The sequence below is a fragment of the Sphingomonas sp. Leaf208 genome, from assembly GCF_001421415.1.
GTDB lineage: Bacteria > Pseudomonadota > Alphaproteobacteria > Sphingomonadales > Sphingomonadaceae > Sphingomonas.
This window is the reverse complement of the sequence record NZ_LMKH01000023.1, coordinates 110,591-136,069: the sequence shown is the minus strand read 5'-3', so window position 1 is coordinate 136,069 and position 25,479 is coordinate 110,591. Positions and strand designations below refer to the sequence as shown.

26 protein-coding genes are annotated in these 25,479 nt (G+C 65.3%); 14 read left to right on the top strand and 12 right to left on the bottom strand.

Features of this window, described 5'->3' with window-relative positions; all coding sequences use genetic code 11:
• Positions 1 to 230 precede the first annotated feature (230 nt).
• Positions 231 to 1,682: a DNA recombination protein RmuC gene (gene rmuC / locus ASE69_RS10620; protein WP_056486125.1), complete on the top strand. Its 1,452-nt coding sequence runs from the start codon at positions 231 to 233 to the stop codon at positions 1,680 to 1,682.
• Positions 1,683 to 2,078: 396 nt separating this feature from the next.
• Here the strand turns inward: rmuC and rplI are convergent, their stop codons facing one another.
• From rplI to ASE69_RS10600, 4 genes are all read right to left on the bottom strand, one after another.
• Complete coding sequence (gene rplI / locus ASE69_RS10615; protein ID WP_056050886.1) at positions 2,079 to 2,675, bottom strand: 50S ribosomal protein L9; 597 nt, start codon at positions 2,673 to 2,675, stop codon at positions 2,079 to 2,081.
• A gap of 11 nt (positions 2,676 to 2,686) precedes the next feature.
• Complete coding sequence (gene rpsR / locus ASE69_RS10610) at positions 2,687 to 2,911, bottom strand: 30S ribosomal protein S18 (protein ID WP_031393978.1); 225 nt, start codon at positions 2,909 to 2,911, stop codon at positions 2,687 to 2,689.
• A gap of 2 nt (positions 2,912 to 2,913) precedes the next feature.
• Positions 2,914 to 3,348 carry a 30S ribosomal protein S6 gene (rpsF, locus tag ASE69_RS10605; protein WP_056050884.1) on the bottom strand — a complete coding sequence of 145 codons (435 nt, stop codon included), beginning with the start codon at positions 3,346 to 3,348 and terminating at the stop codon, positions 2,914 to 2,916.
• 326 nt (positions 3,349 to 3,674) lie between these two features.
• Entirely contained in the window at positions 3,675 to 4,034 is a 360-nt protein-coding gene (locus ASE69_RS10600) for an RcnB family protein (protein ID WP_056486966.1), read from the bottom strand.
• A gap of 199 nt (positions 4,035 to 4,233) precedes the next feature.
• Between ASE69_RS10600 and fabD the strand changes: the two genes are divergently transcribed.
• From fabD to mltG, 6 genes are all read left to right on the top strand, one after another.
• Positions 4,234 to 5,193 carry an ACP S-malonyltransferase gene (fabD, locus tag ASE69_RS10595; protein ID WP_056486122.1) on the top strand — a complete coding sequence of 320 codons (960 nt, stop codon included), beginning with the start codon at positions 4,234 to 4,236 and terminating at the stop codon, positions 5,191 to 5,193.
• 33 nt (positions 5,194 to 5,226) lie between these two features.
• Positions 5,227 to 5,655, top strand: a complete 429-nt coding sequence (locus tag ASE69_RS10590) for a GxxExxY protein (protein ID WP_056486119.1) — start codon at positions 5,227 to 5,229, stop codon at positions 5,653 to 5,655.
• A 5-nt stretch (positions 5,656 to 5,660) separates the two neighbouring features.
• Positions 5,661 to 6,398, top strand: a complete 738-nt coding sequence (gene fabG / locus ASE69_RS10585) for a 3-oxoacyl-[acyl-carrier-protein] reductase (protein ID WP_056486116.1) — start codon at positions 5,661 to 5,663, stop codon at positions 6,396 to 6,398.
• Positions 6,399 to 6,475: 77 nt separating this feature from the next.
• Positions 6,476 to 6,712 carry an acyl carrier protein gene (locus ASE69_RS10580; protein WP_031393971.1) on the top strand — a complete coding sequence of 79 codons (237 nt, stop codon included), beginning with the start codon at positions 6,476 to 6,478 and terminating at the stop codon, positions 6,710 to 6,712.
• A 121-nt stretch (positions 6,713 to 6,833) separates the two neighbouring features.
• Positions 6,834 to 8,096, top strand: a complete 1,263-nt coding sequence (gene fabF, locus ASE69_RS10575; protein ID WP_056486113.1) for a beta-ketoacyl-ACP synthase II — start codon at positions 6,834 to 6,836, stop codon at positions 8,094 to 8,096.
• 72 nt (positions 8,097 to 8,168) lie between these two features.
• Positions 8,169 to 9,137, top strand: coding sequence for an endolytic transglycosylase MltG (gene mltG / locus ASE69_RS10570; RefSeq protein ID WP_056486109.1), 969 nt, complete (start codon positions 8,169 to 8,171; stop codon positions 9,135 to 9,137).
• Between the two features lie 159 nt (positions 9,138 to 9,296).
• On the opposite strand, the gene eda is transcribed toward mltG, so the two are convergent.
• The 8 genes from eda to ASE69_RS10530 form a co-directional block, all read right to left on the bottom strand.
• A complete protein-coding gene (gene eda, locus ASE69_RS10565) occupies positions 9,297 to 9,905 on the bottom strand; it encodes a bifunctional 4-hydroxy-2-oxoglutarate aldolase/2-dehydro-3-deoxy-phosphogluconate aldolase (RefSeq protein ID WP_056486107.1) in 609 nt (202 codons plus the stop codon).
• Entirely contained in the window at positions 9,902 to 10,870 is a 969-nt protein-coding gene (gene glk, locus ASE69_RS10560; protein ID WP_056486103.1) for a glucokinase, read from the bottom strand. The genes eda and glk overlap by 4 nt, the downstream gene beginning before the upstream one ends.
• Before the next feature lie 142 nt (positions 10,871 to 11,012).
• Positions 11,013 to 12,827, bottom strand: a complete 1,815-nt coding sequence (edd, locus tag ASE69_RS10555; protein WP_056486100.1) for a phosphogluconate dehydratase — start codon at positions 12,825 to 12,827, stop codon at positions 11,013 to 11,015.
• A gap of 2 nt (positions 12,828 to 12,829) precedes the next feature.
• Positions 12,830 to 13,534 carry a 6-phosphogluconolactonase gene (gene pgl / locus ASE69_RS10550; protein WP_056062623.1) on the bottom strand — a complete coding sequence of 235 codons (705 nt, stop codon included), beginning with the start codon at positions 13,532 to 13,534 and terminating at the stop codon, positions 12,830 to 12,832.
• 48 nt (positions 13,535 to 13,582) lie between these two features.
• Positions 13,583 to 15,046, bottom strand: coding sequence for a glucose-6-phosphate dehydrogenase (zwf, locus tag ASE69_RS10545; RefSeq protein ID WP_056486098.1), 1,464 nt, complete (start codon positions 15,044 to 15,046; stop codon positions 13,583 to 13,585).
• A 45-nt stretch (positions 15,047 to 15,091) separates the two neighbouring features.
• The gene (argC, locus tag ASE69_RS10540; RefSeq protein ID WP_056486095.1) at positions 15,092 to 16,015 is read right to left on the bottom strand and encodes an N-acetyl-gamma-glutamyl-phosphate reductase; all 924 of its coding nucleotides are present in this window, start codon (positions 16,013 to 16,015) and stop codon (positions 15,092 to 15,094) included.
• On the bottom strand, positions 16,012 to 16,392 hold the full coding sequence (locus ASE69_RS10535) for an SH3 domain-containing protein (protein WP_235518522.1): 381 nt from the start codon (positions 16,390 to 16,392) through the stop codon (positions 16,012 to 16,014). Before ASE69_RS10535 ends, argC begins: the two co-directional genes overlap by 4 nt.
• Positions 16,358 to 16,702 carry a MarR family transcriptional regulator gene (locus ASE69_RS10530; RefSeq protein WP_056486087.1) on the bottom strand — a complete coding sequence of 115 codons (345 nt, stop codon included), beginning with the start codon at positions 16,700 to 16,702 and terminating at the stop codon, positions 16,358 to 16,360. The genes ASE69_RS10535 and ASE69_RS10530 overlap by 35 nt, the downstream gene beginning before the upstream one ends.
• 246 nt (positions 16,703 to 16,948) lie before the next feature.
• Here ASE69_RS10530 and secG point away from each other — a divergent pair, with 246 nt between their 5' ends.
• The 7 genes from secG (at position 16,949) to ASE69_RS10495 (ending at position 25,303) form a co-directional block, all read left to right on the top strand.
• Positions 16,949 to 17,344: a preprotein translocase subunit SecG gene (gene secG, locus ASE69_RS10525; protein WP_056486084.1), complete on the top strand. Its 396-nt coding sequence runs from the start codon at positions 16,949 to 16,951 to the stop codon at positions 17,342 to 17,344.
• Between the two features lie 85 nt (positions 17,345 to 17,429).
• A complete protein-coding gene (locus ASE69_RS10520; protein ID WP_056062632.1) occupies positions 17,430 to 19,064 on the top strand; it encodes a CTP synthase in 1,635 nt (544 codons plus the stop codon).
• Between the two features lie 122 nt (positions 19,065 to 19,186).
• Positions 19,187 to 21,628 carry a TonB-dependent receptor gene (locus tag ASE69_RS10515; RefSeq protein ID WP_056486081.1) on the top strand — a complete coding sequence of 814 codons (2,442 nt, stop codon included), beginning with the start codon at positions 19,187 to 19,189 and terminating at the stop codon, positions 21,626 to 21,628.
• A gap of 280 nt (positions 21,629 to 21,908) precedes the next feature.
• The gene (locus tag ASE69_RS10510; RefSeq protein ID WP_235518521.1) at positions 21,909 to 22,262 is read left to right on the top strand and encodes a hypothetical protein; all 354 of its coding nucleotides are present in this window, start codon (positions 21,909 to 21,911) and stop codon (positions 22,260 to 22,262) included.
• A 48-nt stretch (positions 22,263 to 22,310) separates the two neighbouring features.
• On the top strand, positions 22,311 to 23,171 hold the full coding sequence (gene panB / locus ASE69_RS10505) for a 3-methyl-2-oxobutanoate hydroxymethyltransferase (RefSeq protein ID WP_056486079.1): 861 nt from the start codon (positions 22,311 to 22,313) through the stop codon (positions 23,169 to 23,171).
• Between the two features lie 72 nt (positions 23,172 to 23,243).
• A complete protein-coding gene (locus tag ASE69_RS10500) occupies positions 23,244 to 23,984 on the top strand; it encodes a tetratricopeptide repeat protein (protein ID WP_056486076.1) in 741 nt (246 codons plus the stop codon).
• Positions 23,981 to 25,303 carry a PQQ-binding-like beta-propeller repeat protein gene (locus tag ASE69_RS10495; RefSeq protein ID WP_056486073.1) on the top strand — a complete coding sequence of 441 codons (1,323 nt, stop codon included), beginning with the start codon at positions 23,981 to 23,983 and terminating at the stop codon, positions 25,301 to 25,303. Before ASE69_RS10500 ends, ASE69_RS10495 begins: the two co-directional genes overlap by 4 nt.
• Positions 25,304 to 25,479 lie beyond the last annotated feature (176 nt).

The window sequence follows — 25,479 nt, the reverse complement described above, 5'->3', positions numbered from 1 at the left end:
AAGGCGGGGGCCCAGGACCACGAGCGCCACCGCCCGTAACCCTGGGCTCTCGCCTCCGCGGGAGAACAACATATTCCGATTGTCCTACATCAACCGTTCGACGTATGTTCCACCCATGACGTCTCCATCTCCTTCCCGAACCCAGCCGCCCGCGCGCGCATTCTCACCCCTGAAATTGCTGCGCCAGCGTCTGCACTTTGTGCACTTCCAGCTAAATTCGCCGGTGCAAAATGGCTGAGTTCGCCATCATCGCCGTCCTCGCGCTAGCCGCCGGCATCCTCCTCGGCTGGCTCCTGGCCTCCCGCCGAGCCGCCACCCTAGCCAGCGAACTCGCCGTCGCCCAAACCAAGGTCGCCGACGCCGACCTCATCCGCACCGCCCGCGATGCCGTAGAACGCGAACGCAACGCCGCGATGCAGGACCTCGCCACGCTCCGCGCGCAGAACGCCGAGCGCGCCACCGACACCGATCGCCTGCGCCTCGACCTCGCCACGATCCGCACCGACCGCGACGCCGCCCGCACCGAAATCGCCACGCTGAAAGCACAAGGCGAGGCATTCGAAGCGCGCCTGCTCGAACTGCGCGAGGCGAAGGACGTCATGGCCGCGCAGTTCGGCGACGTCGCCAACAAGCTGCTCAGCGACGCACAGAAGACCTTCCTCGAACGCGCCGACGCCCGCTTCCGCCAGTCCGAAGAGTCCGCCGGCCTGAACCTGAAATCGATGCTCCAACCCGTCAGCGACCGCCTGCAACGCTACGAGGAAGGCGTCGCCAAGGTCGAAGCCGAGCGCCGCGATGCGTTCGGCGACCTCAAGGGCCAGATCGAACAGATGCGCCTGGGCCAGGAAAAGGTCTCGACCGAAGCGGCCAAACTCGTCAACTCGCTCCGCAACGCCCCCAAATCCCGAGGCCGCTGGGGCGAACAACAACTGAAGAACGTTCTCGAAACCTGCGGCCTCAGCGAGCACACGGATTTCCAGACGGAGGTCTCGGTCGCAGTAGGCGACGACGGCGCCCGCCTCCGCCCTGACGCGATCATCCGCGTCCCCGGCGGCCGGGCGCTGGTCATCGACGCGAAGGTCTCGCTCAACGCCTACCAGGACGCGTTCGGCGCGGTCGACGACGCCGAGCGCCTGATCGGCTTGGCTGCCCACGCAGCCTCGATGCGCGCGCACGTCAACGGCCTCGGCAACAAGGCCTATTGGAGCCAGTTCGCCGACACGCCCGACTACGTCATCATGTTCGTCCCCGGCGAACACTTCCTGTCCGCGGCGCTCGAACACGACCCGACGCTCTGGGACTTCGCCTTCGAAAAGCGCGTGCTGCTCGCAACGCCCACCAACCTGATCGCGATTGCGCGTACCGTCGCGGCGGTCTGGCGCCAGGAAAAACTTGCCAACGAGGCACGGAAGATCGGCGAACTCGGCAAGGAAATGCACGATCGCCTCGCCAAGGTCGCGGACGATCTGCGCAAAGTCGGCGTCGGCCTCAACAGTGCGGTGAAGAACTTCAACGGCCTCACCAACTCCTTCAACGGCCGCCTGATGGTAACGGGGCGCAAGTTCCGCGACCTGAACATCGAGACCGGCGCGCGAGATTTGGAGGACGTGTCCTCGGTCGACGCACTGGCGCTAGGCGAGGGGCCTGCGCTGATCGAGAAGCCGGAAAACGTCGAAAGCTGACCTTGCTTCCACGCCACCCCGGCGAAGGCCGGGGCCCAATTGGGGGACGCGAATGATGGGCGCCGCGATCCGTTACTGTAGCTTTCCCAATTGGGCCCCGGCCTCCGCCGGGGTGGTAAGGAAGTAAAGTTCTTGCCCCAAAAACCGATCGGTACAAAATTCGTTCACCTCCCGGCAACCTTTCCCAATCCCGAGCATTAACCGGATAACACCCCCAAGAGTCACCCGGTCATGAAACACCTAGTCCCCATCCTCTGCGCCCTCATCCCCTTCGCAGCAATGATCGGCGCCTGCGTCACCTGCCCCTGACACCCGTCGCAAAAGCACAAAAGAAAAGGCCCGCCCGGATCACTCCGGGCGGGCCTTTCTGTATCGGCTAGAAGGGAAGCGAAGGGATCAACCCTGCGCCTCTTCCTCCTGGTCGCGCGGTGCTTCGGCGGTCGCGCCGGGCTCTGCGTTCGGATCGTAATCCTCGACGAAGCCGGCCTCGTCACGCTCGAACATCGACGACATCACGTCGACGCCCGAAGCCTGCATCTCGGCCTCTTCAGGCGAGCGGGCGACGTTGACCTTGACGGCCACCGACACCTCGGGGTGCAGCGATACCTTGACGGTGTAGACACCGATCGCCTTGATCGGCTTGTCGAGCACGATCGCCGACTTGCCGACCTTGTGACCGTCGGCCACCAGCGCATCGACCAGATCGCGAACCGCGACCGAACCGTAGAGCTGACCGGTGTTCGACGCCTGACGGATCAGGGTCACGGTCGCGTCGTTGAAGGTCTTAGCTTCGGTCTCGGCATCGCTGCGACGCGATGCGTTGTCCGATTCGATCTTCGCACGGTTCGATTCGAACACCTTGCGGTTGGCTTCGTTCGAACGAAGCGCCTTCTTGTTGGGAAGCAGGAAGTTACGTGCGTAACCATCCTTGACCTTCACCACGTCGCCGATAGCACCAAGCTTTTCGACGCGCTCAAGCAGAATGACGTCCATGTGGGCGCTCCTTACTTAACGATGTAGGGCAGCAAGCCCAGATGACGCGCACGCTTGATGGCTTGAGCCAGTTCGCGCTGCTTCTTTGCGGCCACCGAAGTGATACGCGACGGGACGATCTTGCCACGCTCGGACACGAAGCCCTGCAGCAACCGGACGTCCTTATAGTCGATCCGGGGAGCGTCTTTGGCGGAGAACGGGCAGCTCTTGCGGCGGCGGAAGAATGGACGTGCCATGATTATTCAGCTCCCTCTTCGCGGTCACGACGGGGACCACGGTCCGGACGATCGCCACGATCGGGACGGCCCTCACGGCCACCTTCACGGTCGCCACGACGCTCGCGGTCACGATCCTGCTTGCGCATCATCACGGTCGGGCCCTCTTCGAGGGTGTCGACCTTGACCGTCATGTAACGGATGATGTCTTCGTTGATCTGGGTCTGGCGCTCCAGCTCTGCGATCACGCTGCCCGGGGCATCGATCTCGAGCATGACATAGTGCGCCTTGCGGTTCTTGGCGATCTTGTACGCCAGCGAACGCAGGCCCCAGTTCTCGGTCTTTACGACCCGACCTTCGTTGTCGTTCACGATCTTGGTGGCGATTTCCGCCAGTGCGTCCACCTGCGCTTGTGCCAGATCCTGGCGCGCAAGGAACACGTGCTCGTAAAGAGCCATGTCTTGTCCTTCGTCTTGGCCGATCGCTGATACACGCCCCATGCGTGCACCCCTCCGGCTGTCGTCTTAGAAAACGGCGTCTAGAATGCAAACAGGGGCGAGAGACGCGAATCTCTCACCCCGGTTGCAGAGGGCCTTACCCGTTTATTGGGGAAAGGCAAGGTCAGCGTGCTTCGTTTACCTAGTCCCGTCATCCTGACGAAAGTCAGGATCCAGAGCCAGAAATGCCGCCGCTCGTAACCCTGGATCCTGACTTTCGTCAGGATGACGGAGCGTGAAGCGAGGGGGCGTACTTATTACGCCCCCCAAGATCCGCCCCTACCGATTTACCGGAACGCGCCGCCACGAACCTGGACCACGTTGCCGCGACCGTTGATCAGCAGTGCGTCGTTGCCCGAGCGAACCCACTGGCTGCCACGCGGCGGGGCGGCAAGGCGATAGTTGCGGTACGTCGTGATCACCCGGTAGTTCTGAGCCTGGCGACGATCGAAGCGCTGGCCGGCGCGCCAGTTGCGATACTGCGGCGTGCGGACGACGGTGCGCTTGGTGACGACGGTGCGGCCATTGTCGTTGTGGCGCACGGTGGTGACTTCGCGACGCTGCTGCTGCGCTTCGGCAGGGGCTGCGGCGAGCAGCGGGCTGGCGACGAGGGTGGCGGCAAGCGCGCTGAGGATGAACGTCTTCATGATAATCTCCCGTTTGAAACACGGCGCCGTTGCTGCGGCGTCCTCCATAATCTGGGAGCCGATTGTCGCAGGCGCTTGTCGCAAGGTCGGCGAAATGGTCGCATATTGTCGCAAGGCCGCGGGGTCCGTTCAGGTTGCAACTCGACGCGCACCTTTATAGGCCCCGCGCTCGAACGAAACCAAACACAGAGGAGAGGCCATGCGCGCGTTCATCTTCCCCGGCCAGGGGAGCCAGTCTGTCGGCATGGGCAAGGCGCTCGCCGACGCCAGTGCCACCGCCCGCGAGGTCTTCGCCGAAGTAGACGAGGCGCTCGGCCAGCACCTGTTCCGCCTGATGAGCGAGGGGCCCGCGGACGACCTGCTCCTCACCGAGAACGCGCAGCCCGCGATCATGGCGAACGCGATCGCCACCCTGCGCGTCGCCGAGAAGGAAGGCGGCATCCGCCTCGCCGACAAGGCCGACTATGTCGCCGGCCACAGCCTCGGCGAATACACCGCCTTGTGCGCCGCCGGAGCGCTCGACCTGTCGACCACCGCCCGCCTCCTGAAACTCCGCGGCCGCGCGATGCAGGCCGCAGTCCCGGTAGGCGAGGGCGCGATGGCCGCGTTGCTCGGCACCGACCTGGAAAAGGCGCAGGTCATCGCCGGCGCAGCCGTCGACGCGATCCTCGCGGAAGGCGGCCCCGAACTGATCTGCACCGTTGCGAACGACAACGACCCGTCGCAGGTCGTCATTTCCGGCCACCGCCTCGCCATCGAAAAGGCGATCGCGCTCGCCAAGGACCTCGGCGCCAAGCGCGCGGTTCTCTTGCCCGTCTCCGCCCCCTTCCACTGCCCCCTGATGCAGCCCGCCGCCGAAGCGATGGAAGCTGCGCTCCTCGACGCCGACCTCCGCGCGCCGCTCGTTCCCGTCTTCGCCAACGTAGACTCGACCGCCGTGGCCGACCCTGGTGCGATCCGCCACCTGCTGGTGCAACAGGTCACCGGCATGGTCCGCTGGCGCGAATCGGTTTTGGCGATGCACGCGGCGGGCGTCGGCCACTTCGTCGAATTCGGCGGCAAGGTGCTCAGCCCGATGGTCAAGCGCATCACCCCCGACGTCGAAACAACGAGCGTCATCACGATGGACGACATCGAGGAACTCGTGAAGAAGATGTGATCACGCGGAGACGCGGAGCCGCGGAGAGAAGATTTGAGAGAAATCGATCAGATCAGTGGCGATGTGCTCGATCTCTCACTTCGCATCCACCGCGAGCTGGGTCCGGGGCTCCTCGAAAGCGTCTACGAGCTGGTCTTGGCGGGTAAGCTTGCCAGTCTGGGTTGCCACGTGGCGCGGCAACGACCGGTAGACATCGAGTTTGACGGCATGCGCTTCGAAGCGGCTTTCAGAATCGACCTACTCGTCGACGAACGCCTTCTGGTCGAAATCAAATCGGTAGAGCAACTGAACGCCGCGCACGGCAAACAATTGCTGACCTACCTACGCCTAACTGACCAGCCCGTAGGGCTGCTGATCAACTTCGGTGGCGCAACGCTGAAAGGGGGAGTGCGACGGATCGTAAACGACCATCGCCCCTCCGCGGCTCCGCGTCTCCGCGTGAACAACCTTCTTGGAGACTGACCAAAATGTTCGACCTCACAGGCATGACCGCCCTCGTCACCGGGGCATCCGGCGGGATCGGGTCCGAGATCGCCAAGGCCTTGGCTGCCCAGGGCGCGCGCCTCGCCGTATCCGGCTCCAACGCGGACAAGCTCGAAGCCTTCCGCACTAGCCTTGGCGGCGACCACGTCGCGCTTCCCTGCAACCTCTCCGACGCCGCTGCCGTCGACGCGCTCGTCCCACAGGCCGTGGAAAAGCTCGGCAAGCTAGACATCCTCGTCAACAACGCCGGCGTCACCCGCGACAATCTCGCGATGCGGATGAAGGACGACGAGTGGGACAGCGTCATCCGCGTCAATCTCGAAGCCGCGTTCCGCCTCATGCGCGCCGCCGCCAAGCCGATGATGAAGGCGCGCTTCGGCCGGATGATCTCGGTCACCTCGATCGTCGGCGTCACCGGCAATCCCGGCCAGACGAACTACGCCGCATCGAAAGCGGGCCTGATCGGCATGTCGAAATCGATGGCACAGGAACTCGCCAGCCGCGGCATCACCGTCAACTGCGTCGCGCCCGGTTTCATCACCTCGCCGATGACCGACGCACTGCCCGACGCGCAGAAGACCGCGCTCACCGCGAAGATTCCCGCCGGTCGGCTTGGCGAAGGCGCAGACATCGGCGCGGCGATCGTGTACCTCGCCAGCCGTGAAGCCGGGTACGTCACGGGACAAACCGTGCACGTGAACGGCGGGATGGCGATGATCTGAACTTGCGCGCTGAACTACCGCGTTCTAGGTGCGTTCAGGAAATACCCAAAACCCCCAGATTTGAAGAGGGAACTACCATGAGCGAGACAGCTGACCGCGTGAAGAAGATCGTCGTCGAGCATCTCGGCGTCGAAGCCGACAAGGTGACCGAGGACGCGAGCTTCATCGACGACCTGGGCGCAGACAGCCTCGACATCGTCGAACTCGTCATGGCGTTCGAGGAAGAGTTCGGTGTCGAGATCCCCGATGATGCCGCCGAGAAGATTGCGACCGTCAAGGACGCCATCACCTACATCGACGAGCACAAGGCCTGATCAGGGTCTAAGGTTCAAACCTTTGGACCTGCCCTGAAGGGTGTGATTTGAGCGGCTCCCCGTCCTTGGGCAAAGAGGGCGGGGAGCCGTTTCGTTTTGAGAGCAGACGGAGTTTGAAGCCATGCGGCGTGTCGTCGTAACCGGGCTAGGCCTGGTCACCCCCCTTGGGGCGGATGTTGAAACGGCCTGGGCGAATATCCTCGCCGGCAAGTCGGGCGCGGGCCCGATCACGCGCTTCGACGCGTCGGATCAGGTGTGCCGCATCGCCTGCGAGGTGAAGCCGGCCGACCACGAATATGGCTTCGATCCGGCCAAGCGCGTCGATCACAAGGTCCAGCGCCAGGTCGATCCATTCATCATCTACGGCATCGACGCCGCGGGCCAAGCTCTGGAAGACGCCGGGCTGACCGAAATGACGCTCGAAGAGAGCTGGCGTGCCGGCGTGTCGATCGGCTCGGGCATCGGCGGCCTGCCGGGTATCGAGAGCGAATCGATCGTCCTCCACACCAAGGGCCCGCGTCGCGTTTCGCCACACTTCGTCCACGGCCGTCTGATCAACCTGATCTCGGGTCAGGTCTCGATCAAATACGGTCTGCGCGGCCCGAATCACGCGGTCGTCACCGCCTGCTCGACCGGCGCGCACGCCATTGGCGATGCAGCGCGGATGATCGCGATGGACGACGCCGACGTGATGCTCGCGGGCGGCGCGGAGGGCACCGTCTGCCCGCTCGGCATCGCCGGGTTCGCACAGGCGCGCGCGCTGTCGACCAACTTCAACGATTCGCCCGAAAAGGCCTCGCGTCCCTACGACAAGGACCGCGACGGCTTCGTGATGGGCGAGGGTGCGGGCGTGCTGGTGCTCGAGGAGTACGAACACGCCAAGGCGCGCGGTGCGAAGATGTATGCCGAGGTGATCGGCTACGGCCTGTCGGGCGACGCGTATCACGTGACCGCGCCGCATCCGGAAGGCGATGGCGCGTTCCGGTCGATGCAGATGGCGATCAAGAAGTCGGGCCTCGCGCTCGAGGACATCGACTATATCAACGCGCACGGCACCTCGACGCCTTTGGGTGACGAGCTCGAACTCGGTGCGGTCCGCCGCCTGTTCGGCGATGCGATCTCGGGTCTGTCGATGTCGTCGACCAAGTCCGCGATCGGTCATCTGCTCGGCGGTGCCGGCGCGGTCGAGAGCATTTTCTGCATCCTCGCGCTCCGGGACCAGATCGTCCCGCCGACGCTCAACCTCGACAATCCGAGCGACAGCTGCGTGGGCGTGGACCTCGTCCCGCACGTGGCCAAGAAGCGTGAAGTCCGCGCGGTGCTGAACAATTCGTTCGGCTTCGGCGGCACGAATGCGTCGCTGGTGATGACGAAGGTCCGTTAAGAAGGTTTGTTCCCCCGCGAAGGCGGGGGCCCAGACTGGGCTCCCGCCTTTGCGGGAGAACAAGAGGTAGTGATGCGCAAGGTCGGCTGTTTCGGACTCGTCTTAGGCCTGGCGGCAGTCGTCGCGCTGTTCCTGGTCGTCCAAGGCTGGGGCGGCGCCGGCCCAGCACCCCGCACGCTGACCGTCCAGATCGGCGAAGGCAGCACGCTGGCTGGCGCTGCCACCGAACTCGAAAAGGCCGGCGCGATTCCCTCGGCCCGCCGCTTCCGTTTGTATGCCCGAGTGTTCGGCTCGGGCGACCCGATCAAGGCCGGTGAATACCGCATCGCGCCGCACACCAGCCAGTCCGACATCCTCAAGCTGATGCAGGGCGGCAAGGTCGTCCAGCGCCTCGTCGTCGTCCCCGAAGGCTATCCCTCGGTCCTCGTCCACGACGCGCTGACGAAGGCGGAAGGCCTGACCGGCACCGTGCCGGTCCCCGCTGAAGGCTCGATACTCCCCGACAGCTACGCCTTCCAGGCCGGCGACACCCGCGCCTCGGTCGTGGTGCGGATGCAGGCGGCGATGAAGACCTACCTCGCCACCGCCTGGGCCACGCGTAAGCCCGGCATCGCGGTGACGACGCCCGAGCAGGCGATCATCCTCGCCTCGATCGTCGAGAAGGAAACCGGCAAGCCCTCCGAACGCCGCACCGTCGCCGCAGTCTACGGCAATCGCCTGCGCAACGGCATGCCGCTCCAGGCCGACCCCACCGTGATCTACCCGATCACCAAGGGCCGCCCGCTAGGCCGCCGCATCCTGCGATCGGAATTGCATGCGAAGAATGGCTACAATACCTATGCCGAAGCGGGCCTGCCGGTCGGGCCGATCGCCAACCCCGGCCGCGCCTCGATCGACGCGGTGCTCGATCCTGCGCAAACTCAAGCGCTGTATTTCGTAGCGGACGGCACCGGCGGCCACGTGTTCGCAAACACGCTGGCCGAACACAACGCCAACGTGAAGAAATGGTACGCCATCCGCAAAGCCCGCGGCGAGATGTAATCCTCCCCGGAACGGGGAGGGGGACCATCCGCAGGATGGTGGAGGGGGCTCACCGCGAGCGTACCAGGAGTGGCGACTACGGCTGGCGGTACGCTCGTGGCACTCCCCCTCCACCCCGCCGCTGCGCGTCGCGGTCCCCCTCCCCGTGCCGGGGAGGAATTATCCCCGCAGCGCATTCGCCGCGCGCGCCTTGATCTCGATCTCGGCCATCGTCCCGCCGGTCACCCAGCTCCCGCCAACACACAGCACCGGCTTGAACGCCAGCCACTCGAGCGCGCTCGCTTCGGTGATCCCGCCAGTCGGACAGAAGCTGCACTGATAGAACGGCGCGGCCAGAGCCTTGAGCGCCTTCAACCCGCCATTCGCCTCGGCCGGGAAGAACTTGAAGTGCGTCAGACCCAGATCGAGCCCGGTCATGATATCCGCCGCATTGGCGATCCCCGGCAGGAACGGAATGCCGCTCTCGATGATCGGCGTGGCAAGGCGTTCGGTCAGCCCCGGCGAAACGATGAACTCCGCCCCTGCGTCCCGGACCTGCGAGAACTGCTGCGTGTTGACGACGGTACCGGCACCGACGATCGCGCCCGGTACCCTTTTCATCTCGGCGATTGCCTCCAGCGCCGCGCCGGTGCGCAACGTCACCTCGAGCACGCGCAGGCCACCGGCGACCAGCGCCTCGGCGAGCGGACGGGCGAGCGCCGCGTCCTCGATCACCAGCACCGGAATGACGGCGCTGGTCTGCATGATGTCGGCGATAGTTGCGGTCATTGGGTATGTTCCTGTGCGAAGGCGGCCGCGGCGCCGAACAGGCCGGGCTGGGGATGGGTAATGAGCTTGACGGGCATCGCCGCCATCATGCCCTGGAAGCGACCCTTGGCGACGAAGCGCTGGTCGAAGCCCGAGCGAATCAGGCGATCCTTGATCCGGAAGCCGAGACCGCCGGCGATCACGACCGCCTTGGCGCCCTGTGCCAGCGCCAGATCGCCTGCGACCGCGCCGAGCGCCAGGCAGAACCTGTCGAGCGCGGCGAGCGCGATCGAATCGGTACCGTCGATCGCCTCGGTCCAGATCGTCTTGTCGTCATGGCTTGGAACCGCGCGGCCCTCCAGAGCGGCAAGCGTCTCGTAGATCGCGACGATGCCGGGCCCTGCGACGACGCGCTCGGCCGAGACGCGCGTGAACGTCTTGCGCAGGCGCTTCAGCAAAGCATCCTCGATCCCGTCGAGCGGGGCGAAGTCCATGTGGCCTCCCTCGGTCTCGAGCACCTGATAGCCGTCCTTACGCCGCAGCAACTGCGCGACGCCGAGCCCGGTGCCGGGGCCGCAGATCGTCGTGATGCCCTCGGACGGCAGCGGCGTATCGGGGCCACAGAGATGGATGAAGTCGCTACTAGGCACCTGCGCGACGGCATGACCGACCGCGCCGAAATCGTTGACCACCACCCACTGGTCGGCCTTCAGCCGCTCGGTGATCAGCGACTTGCGGATGATCCACGGGTTGTTGGTGAGCCGAATGACGTCGTTCGCGACCGGCGACGCGACCGCGATCGCGAGCGCGCGGGGCAGGGGGCGACCTAGCCCAGCTTCGAACGCCTGGTACGCGGTCTGGAGCGACGCGTGGTCCGCGGTCTTCAGCGTCGCCGGCTCGCCGAGCGACACGACGCGGCCGTTCTCGACCTCGGCGATCGCGAAGCGGGCGTGCGTGCCGCCGATATCTGCCGCTACGATTTCCATTCGTCTCTCCTAACCCCCTGCCGTTCGTCCCGAGTAGCCATCGAGCTTGTCGAGATGGCATATCTACGGACATGCCACGGGGGTGTCCTTCGATATGGGCTCTCGACTTCGCTCGATCCCTACTCGGGACGAACGGAATTTATTACAGCCCAGCGCCTGCCAGCATCGCCGACGCACCCTTTTCGGCCTCGTCGGCAAGCCCGCGGAACATGCCGAACAACTCGCGACCCATGCCGCTCACCGGTGGCGGAACCGCGACCATCTCGCGCGTCGCCCACACGTCCGCGTCGACCAACGCCTCCAGCGTGCCGTTCACCGCATCCACCCGGATCATGTCGCCATCACGGATCAACCCGATCGCGCCATCGAGCAGCGCCTCAGGCGAGCAATGAATCGCGCACGGCACCTTCCCGCTCGCACCCGACATCCGGCCATCGGTGACCAGCGCGACCTTGAACCCGCGGTTCTGCAACACCCCCAGCGGCGGCGTCAGCTTGTGCAGCTCGGGCATACCGTTCGCCCGCGGCCCCTGGAAGCGGACGACGACGACGACGTCCTTCTCCAGCTCGCCGCGCTTGAAAGCCTCGATCACGTCGAGCTGGTCGTCGAACACCATCGCGGGCGCCTCGACGATCCACCGCTCGCGCTCGACCGCCGACACCTTGATGCACGCACGGCCGATATTGCCCGCGAGGATCCGCATGCCGCCATCCGGCGAGAACGGCGCCGTCGCGGGACGGAGGATCGTTTCGTCGCCGCTGTCGGGCGTATCGCGCCAGGCGAGCGTGTCGCCCTCGACGACCGCGGTCTTTGCGTACGCCGAAAGATCCTCGCCGCCGATCGTCATGATGTCGCCGTGCAACAGCCCTTCGCCGAGCAGTTCGCGGATCACATAGGGCATGCCGCCCGCCGCCTCGAACGCGTTCACGTCCGCCGAGCCGTTGGGATAGACGCGCGCGATCAGCGGGACCGCACAGGAGAGGCGGTCGAAATCCTCCCAGTCGATGATGATCCCTGCCGCGCGAGCGATCGCCGGCACGTGGAGCAGATGGTTGGTCGAGCCGCCGGTCGCGAGCAGACCGACCGCGGCGTTCACGACCGCCTTCTCGTCGACGCAATGCCCGAGCGGCCGGTACGAATCGCCGCGCGCGCCGATCTGCGCCAGCCGGTGCACCGCCGCTCGCGTCAGTTCCTGCCGCAGTTTCGTGCCCGGATTGACGAACGCCGCGCCCGGCATGTGGAGGCCCATGACCTCCATCATCATCTGGTTGGTATTGGCCGTGCCGTAGAAGGTGCACGTCCCCTTCGAATGATACGCGCCGATCTCGGCCTCGAGCAGCTCGTCGCGCCCGACCAGCCCCTCGGCAAATTTCTCGCGGACCGCCGCCTTCGCCTTGTTCGGCAAGCCGGTCGGCATTGGCCCACCTGGGATCAGCACCATCGGCAAATGCCCGAAGCGCAGTGCGCCCATCAGCAGGCCCGGCACGATCTTGTCGCAGATGCCGAGCAAAGCCGCACCTTCGAAGGTGCCGTGCGACAAGGCAATCGCGGTGCTCAGCGCGATCGTATCGCGGCTGAACAGCGACAGCTCCATGCCTGGATAGCCCTGCGTCACGCCGTCACACATCGCCGGCACGCCGCCCGCGACTTGCGCGGTCGCACCCGCTTCGCGTGCCCAGATCTTCATCAGCTCCGGGTAGCGATAGTAGACAGCGTGCGCGGAAAGCATGTCGTTATACGCAGTGACGATGCCGATGTTCATGCCGGCATCGGCCTTCATCGCGTCGCGGTCTTCCTCTGTCCCGGCATAGGCGTGCGCGAGATTTGCGCAGCCGAGGCCAGGACGTCGGACCTGTGCCGCCGCCTCGCGCTCGATCAGCGCGAGGTAGGCGGCGCGGCTTTCGCGCGAGCGCTCGATGATCCGGTCGGTGACCGCGGAGACGACGGCGTTGAGCATTGTCACGGCGCCCAGTGCACGTCGACCGGCAGCTCGACTTCGGCGAGTACGCGGCCGATCGGATAGGACGACGACGGCCCCTGTTCGATAGCCTGCTCGAGCACCTTCTTCTTCGCGTCGCCGGTGATCATGATCATCAGCGCCTTCGACGAAGCGATCGCCGCCGCTGAGAGCGTCACGCGTGCGAGCGGAGCCTCGGGTGGCAACGGATCGGGCATCACGCCGAGCGCACGGCGCTCCTTCGGACCGCTTAGCGCCTCGTCGTAATCGGGGCCGGGGAAGATCGACGCGGTGTGCCCGTCGCCGCCCATGCCGAGCAGGCAGAAGTCGAGCGGCCAGTGCAGGTCCTGCATCAGCGCATCCGCCGAACGACCGGCAGCCTTGTAGTCCGACATCGCCTCGGGGACGATCGGCTTCACCCGCGCGCCCTTGGGAAGGAAGATCTTCGCCAGCGCGGTCACGTTCGACAACGGATCGCCGAGCTTTACGATACGCTCGTCGCCGGGGATGATCGTGACCTTCTTCCAGTCGAGCTTCGCCTGGGCGAGCTTCTCGTACGCGGCGAACGGCGTCTTGCCGCCCGCCAGCGCGATCACCGCCGAGCCACGCGCGTCGAGCGCGCTTTCGATGACGAACTGGATATCGCCTGCGACCGCGTTGGCGAGCTCGCCCGCGTCGTCATATTCCCACCATTCGATTTCGGTCATTCGATCTTTCCTTGAAAACCTTTGGGAGGGTCTTCCCTCCCCGAAAACTCAGTCGTCCTGCCAGGTCACGCCGTCGCGTTCGGTCAGCGCGATCGCCGCGGACGGACCCCAGCTACCCGAGGCATAGCTCTTGGGCTTCATCGCGTTGGCCTTCCAGCCCTCGCGGATCGCGTCGATCCAGGTCCATTGCGCCTCGACCTCATCACGGCGCACGAACAGCGTCTGGTCGCCCTCGATCAGGTCGAGCAGCAGACGTTCATACGCGATCCGCCGACGCGAGCCCGCGAACTCGGCATCCATGCTCAGGTTCAGCGGCACTTCGCGGAGGCGGACGCCCTCGCGGTCGAGCCCCGGCTCCTTCGCCATCACCAGCAGTTGGATATATTCCTCCGGCTGCAGGCGGATGATCAGCATGTTGGGCTGGAGCAACCCGCCACGCCCTGCGAACATCGAATGCGGCACCGCCTTGAACTGGATCGCGATCTCGCTGCGGCGCGTGGCCATGCGCTTGCCGGTGCGCAGGTAGAACGGCACGCCCTGCCAGCGCCAGTTGTCGACATGCGCCTTGATCGCGACGAACGTCTCGGTGGTCGAAGGCTGGCCAAGTTCGTCGGAGTAGCTCTTGACGAACTTCCCCTTCACCGCGCCTTCGCCATACTGGCCGGTGACCGTGACGTGCGGGACTTCCTCGGGCTTGATCATGCGCAGCGAGCGGAACACCTTCGACTTTTCGTCACGGACGTCGGTGCCCTCGAAGCGCGCGGGCGGCTCCATCGCGATCAGCGCGAGAAGTTGGAGCATGTGGTTGGCGACCATGTCGCGAAGCGCACCCGCGGTCTCGTAATAGCCCGCGCGCTCTTCGAGCCCGACGGTCTCCGAGATCGTGATCTGGACGTTGTCGATCCCCTGCGCATTCCACACCGGCTCGAAGAACGAGTTGCCGAAGCGCAGCGCAAGGATGTTCTGGACGGTTTCCTTGCCGAGATAATGATCGATCCGATAGGTTCGGTCTTCCGGAAAAGCCTTTGCCACTGAATCGTTGATCTCGCGGCTGGTCTCCAGATCGTAGCCGAGCGGCTTCTCGAGGCCGACACGGACCGTTTCGCCAGCTAGGCCGACCTTGTGCAGCCCCTCGATCGCGGCTTCGAACAGCGACGGCGCGGTCGACAGGTAGATCGCGAGACCGCCGGAGATATCGCCGATCTTGTCCGCCAGCGGCTGGAAGCTCGCAGGGTCTGACAGGTCGGTCGGCTGATAGAAGATCCGGTCGAGGAACGTCCCGATCGCGCCTTCGTCCTTGCGATCCTCGGGCAGGAACTCGTCGAGCGCCTTCTTGGCGAACTTGCGGTAATCCTTGTCGTCATGCTCGTGACGCGCGGCGCCGGTGATCGTCAGTTCCTCGGGCAGCAACCCGTCGGCGTGCAGGCCATAGAGCGACGGCAGCAGCATGCGCTGCGCGAGATCGCCGGTCGCGCCGAACAGGAGCAGCTTGGCTACGGGATTACGGTGCATGTAAGCTCCTGGATGTGGCGATGGACCGGGCGAAGAACGCCGGTCCTAGAAAACGAGGCCGGCTACGGGATCGACCCCGGCCATGATGTTGAGGTTCTGGACCGCGGCACCGCCGGCGCCCTTGCCCAGATTGTCGAGCGTCGCGACCAGCCGCGCATGACCGACCGCGTCGTTGCCGCAGACCCGCAACGTCAGCCGATCGGTCCCTGCGTTCTCCTCGATATCGACCGAGCCGATATCGCCGGGGGCAACCGAGACGAGCTTCGAGCCATCGAACGCAGCGCGCAGTACGTCTTCGATCGCCGCGAGCGTGGGACGGCCGGGCAGGGCGTGGAGGTGCAACGGCACTTCGACGACCATGCCGCGGTAGGTGTTCGCCACCGCAGGCGCGAAGATAGGCGCGTGCGTGAGGCCCGCATGCTGCGTCATCTCGGCGATATGCTTGTGCGCGAGGCCTAGCGCGTAGGCGCGGAAGGCCGTCGCCGGCTCGCCATTCTCGAACGCCGCGATCATCGCCTTGCCGCCACCGGAGTAACCAGAGGTCGCGTTGACGCTCAGCGGAAGGTCGGCGGGGATGAGACCGGCCGCGACCAGAGGCGCGACGAGCGCGAGGAAACCAGTGGGATAGCAGCCGGGGTTCGACACGCGCATCGCGGTCGCGACCTTCTCGGCTTGGCCCGGCAGTTCGGGGAAGCCGTAGGTCCAGCCGGCAGCGACCCGGTGTGCGCTCGATGCATCGATCACGCGGGTGCGCGCATTGTCGATCAGCGTGACGGCTTCGCGCGATGCGTCATCCGGCAGGCAGAGGATGACGAAATCGGCATCGTTCAGCGCCTCGCGCCGGGCCGCCGGGTCCTTGCGACGATCCTCAGGCAGCAGCGCCAGCGTGATGTCGGTCCGCCCGGCAAGCCGCTCGCGGATTTCGAGCCCGGTGGTGCCGACCGCGCCATCGATGAAGACCGTCGTCATGCCGCGTCCGTCGTCGAAAGGTCGAGTGCGGCGGCCTCGACATAGCCGACCAGCCCACTCGGGCGCGCAACGCCCCATGCCGAAACGCCGGCAATTTCCAGCACTTCGAAACTGTCGCCAGGCTTGAGGTCGACCATCGTATCACTCGCTTCGTCACGTCCGCTGCGCAACAAAGCTGTGCGCGCGACGGGCCGTATCATCGGCACGGCATAGTGTGGAGCGAATACGTATTCGGCGAGGCGAATGTCGGCGATATCGCGGCGAACCGCGTGCGTGCGCGGATCGAGGTCGACCGAACGGCCCGTCAGCGAAAAGCTCGTACGGGCCTGGTCGTCGAACGGCTCAAGCGTGAGCGGCTGCGCGGCCGCCAGATCCACTGCCAGTGCCGGCTGGGGCGGGGCCGTCGCCGATGAATTGCCCGAACTCTTCAAGAAAATCTGCCCCTTCGGTCGTGCGCGCGACGAAGATGTTGCGCTTGTCGCTATCGTCGCGTTGCCGGCGCAGATAGCCGAGGGCACCCAATCTGTTCAAGGCGCGCGTGACGACCGGCTTCGATACGTTGAGCGCGCGGGCAAGGCCACGCACCGTATGTGGTCCCGGTTTGAGATAAACGAGCAGAAGAAGCGCCATCTGACGATTGGTCAGATCGGGTTCACCCGAGCGGACATAATCCACCAGAGCGGTCATCCAGGTCGATAAGGTATTGGCTGCCATTGATGCCACAGCGTTGATCCGCCATCTGAATTTATATGCACGATACCCAGTCATGAGCGTCATTACGGGGTCTCAACGCCGCCCGGACGTCATGTTTCCGTAGTTTTGCGATTGCCTTGCGATATGCGGAGCCAGCGCCGCGGTCGATCGCCCGGTTGATCGAAACCGCGACGTCGCCTATGTGCGCGCCTTCGCAAAAGTTCCGGGGTTTTCCGCGCAATGTTCGCCTTTCTGCTCGTCATCCACGCGATCATCGCGGCCGCCCTCGTCACGGTGATCCTCATGCAGCGCTCGGAAGGCGGCGGTCTGGGCACGGGCGGCAGTCCGTCGGGCCTGATGTCGGCACGCGGCGCGGCCGATTTCCTGACCCGCGCGACCGGCGTCCTGGCGACGATGTTCGTGCTGTTCTCGATCCTGCTCGCGGTTCTCGCGGCGAATCACCGCACTACCACGATCGACACGTCGCTCGCCCGCACCCCGGCGGCGGCAACGGCCGTTCCGACCGCGCAGCCCAAGGGCGACGCGGCTCCGTTCGCCGGTGGCGCCGAGAACGCCGGCGTCCCGGCCGGCACGACCAAGCCGGCCGACAACGGCGCGGTCCCGCTAGCCAACTAAACACTCCATTCGCCGATAAAAGGCCCCTGCGTGATCCGCGGGGCTCTTGTCGTTCGTCCCCAACACACGCTACGAGACTCTTCCCATGGCTCGGTACATTTTCATCACCGGGGGCGTGGTTTCGTCGCTCGGTAAAGGTCTCATGGCGGCATCGCTTGCTGCTCTCCTCCAGGCACGCGGGTATACCGTCAGGATTCGGAAGTTCGATCCGTATCTTAACGTCGATCCTGGCACGATGTCGCCGTATCAGCACGGCGAGGTCTACGTTACCGACGACGGTGCCGAGACCGATCTCGACCTCGGCCATTACGAGCGCTTCACCGGCGTTCCCTCGCGCCAGTCGGACAACGTCACCTCGGGCCGCATCTACCAGCAGATCATTACGCGCGAGCGCCGCGGCGATTATCTCGGCGCCACCGTGCAGGTCATCCCGCACGTCACCGACGCGATCAAGGCGTTCGCCCGCGCCGAGACCGACGATATCGACTTCGTCCTCTGCGAGATCGGCGGCACCGTCGGCGATATCGAATCGCTGCCGTTCATCGAGGCGATTCGCCAGCTCAAGAACGAGGAAGGCCGCGGCAACGCGATCAGCATCCACGTGACCTTGGTGCCGTACATCGCCGCCGCCGGCGAGCTGAAGACCAAGCCGACCCAGCATTCGGTCCGCGAACTCGCCGCGCTCGGCGTCCAGCCGGACGTGCTCGTGTGCCGTTGCGAACATCCGCTGCCGCCATCGGAGCGCGCCAAGATCGCGTTGTTCTGCAACGTCCCCGCCAGCGCTGTCATTCCCGCGCTCGATGCCAAGAGCATCTACGCGGTGCCGCTCCAGTATCACGGCGAAGGCCTCGACATCGAAGTGCTGCGCGCGTTCGGCATCGAACCCGCCGAGGCGCCCGATCTGTCGCGCTGGACCGAGATCATGGACCGGCTGACCAACCCGCAGGGCGAAGTCACGATCGGCGTGGTCGGCAAATATGTCGGCCTCCAGGATGCCTACAAGTCGCTCAACGAAGCGCTGGTCCACGGCGGCATCGCGAATCGCGTGAAGGTCAACGTCCGCTGGATCGATGCCGAACTGTTCGAGAATGCCGAGAGCGACATCGCCGGCCAGCTCGAGCCATGCGACGCGATCCTCGTCCCCGGCGCGTTCGGCGAGCGTGGCGCGGAGGGCAAGATCGCCTCGGTCAAGTTCGCGCGCGAGCGGAAGATCCCGTATTTCGGGATCTGCTTCGGGATGCAGATGGCCTGCGTCGAGGGCGCGCGCGATCTCGCGGGCATCCCCAATGCCTCGTCGACCGAGTTCGGCCCGACCGACGAGCCTGTGGTCGGCATGATCACCGAATGGATGGGCCGCGAAGGCCTCGAGACACGTGCGGCCGAGGGCGACATGGGCGGCACGATGCGGCTCGGTGCGTATGACGCGAAGCTCGACGGCAACAGCGTGGTCGCGTCGATTTACGGCGGCACCGAAATCTCGGAGCGCCATCGTCACCGCTACGAGGTCAACACCGGGTATAAGGAAGCGCTGGAGCAGGGCGGCCTCGTCTTCTCGGGCATGTCCCCCGACGGGACGCTCCCCGAGATCGTCGAACGCCCCGACCATCCCTGGTTCGTCGGCGTCCAGTTCCACCCGGAACTGAAGTCCAAGCCGTTCGACCCCCACCCGCTGTTCGCCAGCTTCATCGAGGCCGCGGTCAAGCAGAGTCGCTTGGTCTGAACACCGCTCCCCCCCCGCGGGGGAGGGAAACAAGTCGTGCTTTCCGCCACCCAAGACATGCTCGCATTGAATATCCCCTTAATTACTAGACTTTGCGCGGCGAGGTTCAGGGGAAAACATTCATGTCGCTTACGCTTGCGCTGTTGCTTGCCGGTCAGGCCGCTACCGTATCAACGCCGGCCGTTCCGCCGCAGACGCCCGCTGGCGAGCGGGCTGACGCACAGGCCAATGGTCGTCTCGGCAACCAGCAGCAGGGCGGGGGCGGGGACGTCGTCGTCACCGCGCGTCGTCGCGCCGAAACGATCCAGACCGTCCCGATCGCGATGTCCGTCATCGGCGGCACCGCGCTCGCCGAGACCGGCGCGTATAATGTCAGCCGCTTGACGCAGCTTCAGCCGACGCTGCAATTCTACTCCACCAACCCGCGCAATTCCGCTGCCAACATCCGCGGCCTGGGCGCACCGTTTGGCCTGACCAACGACGGGATCGAGCAGGGCGTCGGCATCTATGTCGACCAGGTTTATTACAGCCGGATCGCCTCGGCGACGTTCGACTTCACCGATACCGAGCGGATCGAGGTCCTCCGTGGGCCGCAGGGCACGCTTTACGGCAAGAACACCACCGCCGGCGCGATCAACATCACGACCCGCAAACCCAGCTTCACGCCCGAGGCGCGGATCGAGCTCACGACCGGCAACTATCAGTTCATTCAGGCCAAGGCGTCGGTTTCGGGCCCGCTGATCCCCGACAAGCTCGCGATCCGGCTGTCCGCCTCGGTGACCGAGCGCGACGGCACGATCCACAACGTCGCGACCGGCAAGAACCTCAACGCGCAGGACAACAAGAGCGTCCGCGGACAGCTCTACTGGAAGCCGACCGAGACGCTCGATTTCGCCCTGTCGGGTGATTACGGCCAGCAGAACCCCAATTGCTGCGTGCAATATTACGTCCGCACCGGCGCAACGCAGCGCCCGCTCAATCGCCAATATGCCGCGCTCACCGCCGCGCAGGGCTATGTCGTACCATCGACCAACGCGTTCGACCGGGTGACCGATGTCGATACGCCCTTGCGTGCGAAGCAGGAACTGGGTGGCGTCTCGTTGCTCGGCAATCTGGATTTGGGCGCGGCCACGATCACGTCGGTTAGCGCATGGCGGTTCTGGCATTGGGATCCGTCGAACGATCGCGACTTTATCGGCCTGCCGATCACCACCGTGTCCGCCAATCCGTCGCAGCAGACGCAGTACAGCCAGGAGTTGCGGATCGCCTCGAACGGCAAGCACACGCTCGATTACGTGCTCGGCGCATTCTACTTCTACCAGACGATCGATACGCAAGGGCTTCAGGTCCAGGGGCCGGCGGCCAGCGCGTTCCTGCTTAACCCGACCAGCACGGGCGGGAAGAATCCGGCGACGCTGAACGGCCTGACCGCGCGCAACACGATCGGCTTCAAGAACACCAGCGCCGCACTGTTCGGCAAGCTGACCTGGAACGTGAGCGACCGGTTCCAGATCACGCCGGGCCTGCGGCTCAACTACGACAAGAAGAAGGGTGACTATGTCTCGGTCGTGACGACCGGCGCAGGCGAACTCGTCACCAGTGCGGCAAGGTTCAACGACCAGCGCGGGGTGCTCGCGCCGCAAAGCTATCAGCCCGATTTCGACAACTGGAACCTGTCGGGCGACGTCACGGTGGCCTACACCGTGACCTCCGACATCCACGCCTATGCGACCTACGCGCGGAGCTACAAATCCGGCGGGATCAACCTGTCCGGCCTGCCGCTCGACGGCAGCAACAATCCGATCCTGTCGGCCGCCACGGTGAAACCCGAGAAGGTCAATCACTACGAAGTCGGCCTCAAGACGCAGTTCCTCGATCGTCGATTGACGCTCAACCTCGCCGGCTTCTGGACCGAGATCAGCGATTACCAGGCCACCGTCACCAACGGTCAGCTCGGCGTGTTGCGCGGCTATCTCGCCAATGCCGGCAAGGTGCGGACTCGCGGTCTGGAGTTCGATTCGGCCTTCCGCCCCACCGACCGGTTCAGCGTCTACGCCAACGGTGCCTATACGGACGCGAAATACGTGAAGTTCGTCGATGCGCCTTGCCCGCCTGAGCTATCGGGAGGGTCTGCCCCGACGGCGACCAGCCTGCCAGGTCCGGCAGGGACGGGGACGGTCAGCCCGGCCAATTGCGACATCTCCGGCCAGCGGCTGCCCGGCGTGTCGAAATGGGCGTTCTCGTACGGCGCAGAATACGACCTGCCGGCCACGATCGGCGGCGTCGATGGTCAGGTGTATCTCGGCTATGACGGCAGCTACCGCTCGACCTTCTCGTCCAACCCGTCGCGCTCGCTCTATACCGACATCAAGGGCTATGCGCTCAGCAACTTCCGCTTGGGATTCAAGGCGAAGGACAGCTGGAACGTGTTCGGCTGGCTGCGTAACGCGTTCGACCACAACTACTACGAAGTGCTCGCGCTCCAGTCCGGCAGCACCGGTCTGGTCGTCGGACAGCCAGGCGATCCGCGCACCTATGGCCTGACCGTGTCGCGATCGTTCTGATCGCGACACGTGTTTCGTCACGACGCGTTCAGGTTGGGTGCGATAAGTCTCGAATACGGCCCGGAGGGACGTCGCAGTCGGAAGCTCCCGATGTCCCTCCGGTTCCGGATCCGAGACATCTTGCCGCATGCCCGCACGCTCTTGCGCGTAGCCTCCACTGCGCGCAGTCTGTTGCCAAGAAACTGGCAGGGGCGGCGACATGTTCTTCGTACGACAGGGGCCCTTGTGGTTTCGCATGACGACAGGCGTGCTCGTTCTCTGGGGGCTCGTCGGATGTTTCATGTGTGTGCAACAGCTTAGGCTCGGCGCGGATGCGATGGGGCAGGCGAGCGCCTATGACCGCGCGCTCTATGCAGCGTTGCCCAACTGGTACGACCCACTGTTCGCGGTCGCGGTGCTAACGGGGCTCGTCGGTGCGGTCCTGCTGTTTATGCGGCGCGCCAGTGCCCGTCTGTTCCTGATCGCGTCGCTGGTGGCCACGGTCGCGCAGTTCGGCTGGCTGTTCGCCTTGACCGACATCGTCGCGCACAAGGGCGCGAGCGAGACGTTGGGCTTGCCCCTCGTCATCATCGCGGTCGCTGCGTTCACGCTCTGGCTCGTCGGCCATGCGCGGCTGAAGGGCTGGGCAGTATGACGCGCACGACACTGGGCGAGCGCGACGCCGCACGCTACTAGTGCCGCCATGTCCACGACCTACACCCTCGACACCGCGACGAGTCGCGCCAACCCGACTCCCGCGCCGCTCAAGCGCCTGACGATCCCCGCGATCCGCCGCCAGAAGGGCAAGATACCGCTCGTCATGCTCACCGCCTACACCGTGCGGACCGCGCAGTTGCTCGACCCGCACTGCGACATGCTGCTGGTCGGCGATAGCCTGGGGCAGGTGATCTACGGCCTGCCATCGACGGTACCCGTAACGCTCGAGATGATGGCGGCGCACGGCGCGGCGGTGGTGCGGGGCAGCTATCATGCGGTGGTCGTCATCGACATGCCGTTCGGCAGTTACGAAGCGTCGCCCGAAAAGGCGTTCGAAAGCGCGGCGTTCCTTCTCAAGCAGACCGGCGCAGCGGCGGTGAAGCTCGAAGGCGGTACCGCAATGGCGCCGACCGTCAAGTTCCTGACCGAGCGTGGCATTCCGGCGATGGGCCATGTCGGTCTTACCCCGCAGGCGGTCAACGTGCTCGGCGGTTACGGAGCGCGCGGTCGGACGCCCGAGGAAGCCGCCAAGATCGTCGCCGACGCGCAGAGCATCGCCGAAGCCGGTGCGTTCTCGCTCGTGATCGAAGGCGTGGTCGAGCCGATCGCGATCGAGATCACTAACACCATCGCCTGCCCGACGATCGGCATTGGAGCATCGGCTCATTGCGACGGACAGGTCCTGGTGACCGAAGACATGCTTGGAATGTTCGAGCGTACCGCAAAGTTCGTGAAGCGGTTCGCCGACATCGCCGACACGATTTCCACCGCGACGCAGACCTATGCGGACGACGTCCGATCGCGCGCGTTTCCGGGCGCTGAGCAGGTCTACGCGCCGAAGGATTGATCCGCTTCCGTTTCGGTCCCGGCGCGGCTAAGGTCCGCGCCGCCCACCCCCTCACTATTCCCGGAGCATTCCTTGGCCCTCCCGCCGAAAACCGATCAAGCATTCCTGCGTGAGGTCGACGAAGAACTGCGACGCGACCAGCTCGCCGGGTTCTGGACGAACTGGGGCAAATGGGTCGTGGTCGGCGTCGTCGCCGCACTCGCGGCTCTCGCCGGCTTTCTCTACTGGCAGCATCACAATGGCGAGGCCGCTGGTGTCGAGGGCGAGCAGCTTCAGGCCGCTTACGATTCGCTCGGCGCGAACAACGCCGCGGCCGCGTCGAAGCCGCTGGCGGAACTCGCCAAGTCGAACCGCGACGGCTACCGCGCACTCGCGCTGTTCACGCAGGCCGACGTCCTCCTTCAGAAGGACGACCTGAAGGGGGCGGCTGCCAAGCTCGGTTCGATCGCTGCGGATACGTCGCTGGCAAAGCCGTTCCGCGATCTCGCGCTGGTTCGCCAGACTTCGGCCGAGTTCGACACGCTGAAGCCGCAGGTCGTCGTCGAGCGGCTTCGTCCGCTGGCAGTGCCCGGTGGTCCGTGGCTCGGTAGCGCGGGTGAGATGGTCGCGATCTCCTATCTCCGCATGAACCAGCGTCAGCAGGCGGGGACCATGTTCGACCAGGTCGCGCGCGATACCGGCGTGCCCGAGACGATCCGTCAACGCGCGGTTCAGATGGCTGGCGTACTGGGTGTGGACGCTGTTGCCAGCACGGGCGCTACTGCCAGGGTGATCACTCCGGCTGCATCAAACGAGGATACCAAGGCGCAATGATGAAGACATATCGGGTGACGGTCGCCGTCGCCGCGCTGGTGGCGCTCAGCGGTTGCGGGATTTTCAAGGGCGGCGTGAAGAAGACGCCAACGCTCGGCGACCGCGTGTCGATCCTGGTGTCGGAGAACGAGGTCGAGACCGACAAGACGATCGCCGACGTCCAGGTCCTGTTGCCTGCGCCTGCGGTCAACGACGCCTGGGCCCAGCCCGGCGGCAACCCCGCCAAGTCGATGGGCCAGCTCGCGCTCGCCGATCAGCCCAAGCGTCTCTGGCAGGCCGGTATCGACGGCGGCTCGAACCGCGAGCGCCTTGGCGCGGCGCCGGTCGTCGCCGACGGCAAGCTGTTCGTGACCGACGTCACCGCGACGATCCATGCCTTCACCGCCGATACCGGCGCCGCGCTTTGGAGCGCGGGGATCACTGAGGGCAAGCTCAACAAGGCGGCGCGCTTCGGCGGCGGCGTCAGCTATGACGACGGCAAGCTCTACGCCACCGACGGTGTCGGCGACGTCGTCGCGATGAACGCAGCGGACGGCAAGATCCTCTGGCGCGCCAAGCCTGGCGCGCCGCTCCGTGGTTCGCCGACCGTCGCCAATGGCGCGGTCTATGTCCTCACGCAGGACAACCAGGTCTTCTCGCTCAACCAGACCGACGGCAAGGTCCAGTGGGTCCAGTCCGGCACGCTCGAGACGCAGGGCGTGTTCGGCGTCGCGGCACCCGCCGTTAGCCAGGGCACCGTGGTCGCCGGCTTCTCAAGCGGCGAACTCAGCGCGTATCGCTACGAGAACGGCCGTATCCTGTGGCAGGATGCGCTGTCGCGCACCTCGATCACGACGTCGGTGTCGAGCCTGTCGGACATCGACGCCGCACCGGTCATCGACGGGGGCCGCGTCTATGCGGTCGGGCAGGGCGGTCGCATGGTCGCGCTCGAACTGTCGACCGGACAGCGTCTGTGGGAGCAGAACTTCGCGGGAATCTCGACCCCGTGGATCGCGGGCGAGTGGCTGTTCGTTGTGACCGACGACGCGCGTCTGGTCTGCCTGTCGCGTTCGAACGGCAAGGCACGCTGGATCGCGCAGCTTAAGCGGTTCCAGAATGAAAAGAAGCGCAGCAACGCGGTCACCTGGTTCGGTCCGATCCTGGCCGGCAACCGCCTCGTCCTGACCAACTCGCGCGGCGAGATCAATTTCGTCTCGCCGACCGATGGCACGGTAAGCTCGACGATCGAGACGAAGACGCCGTTCTCGCTTCCCCCGATAGTGGCGAACTCGACGCTCTACACGCTCGACCAGAAGGGCAAGGTCACCGCCTACCGGTGACGTAGACTCCCTCGCCCCTTCGGGGAGAGGGAAGGGGCCCGCCGCGCTTGCGGTGGGAAGGGAGAGGGGAGTGGGGCTCGGATCACCTGCCCCAATTACCCCTCACCCTTCCGTCGCTAAGGCTCCTCCCTCCCTCTCCCCAGAGGGGCGAGGGACTAGGTGACGCCAGCGCGTTC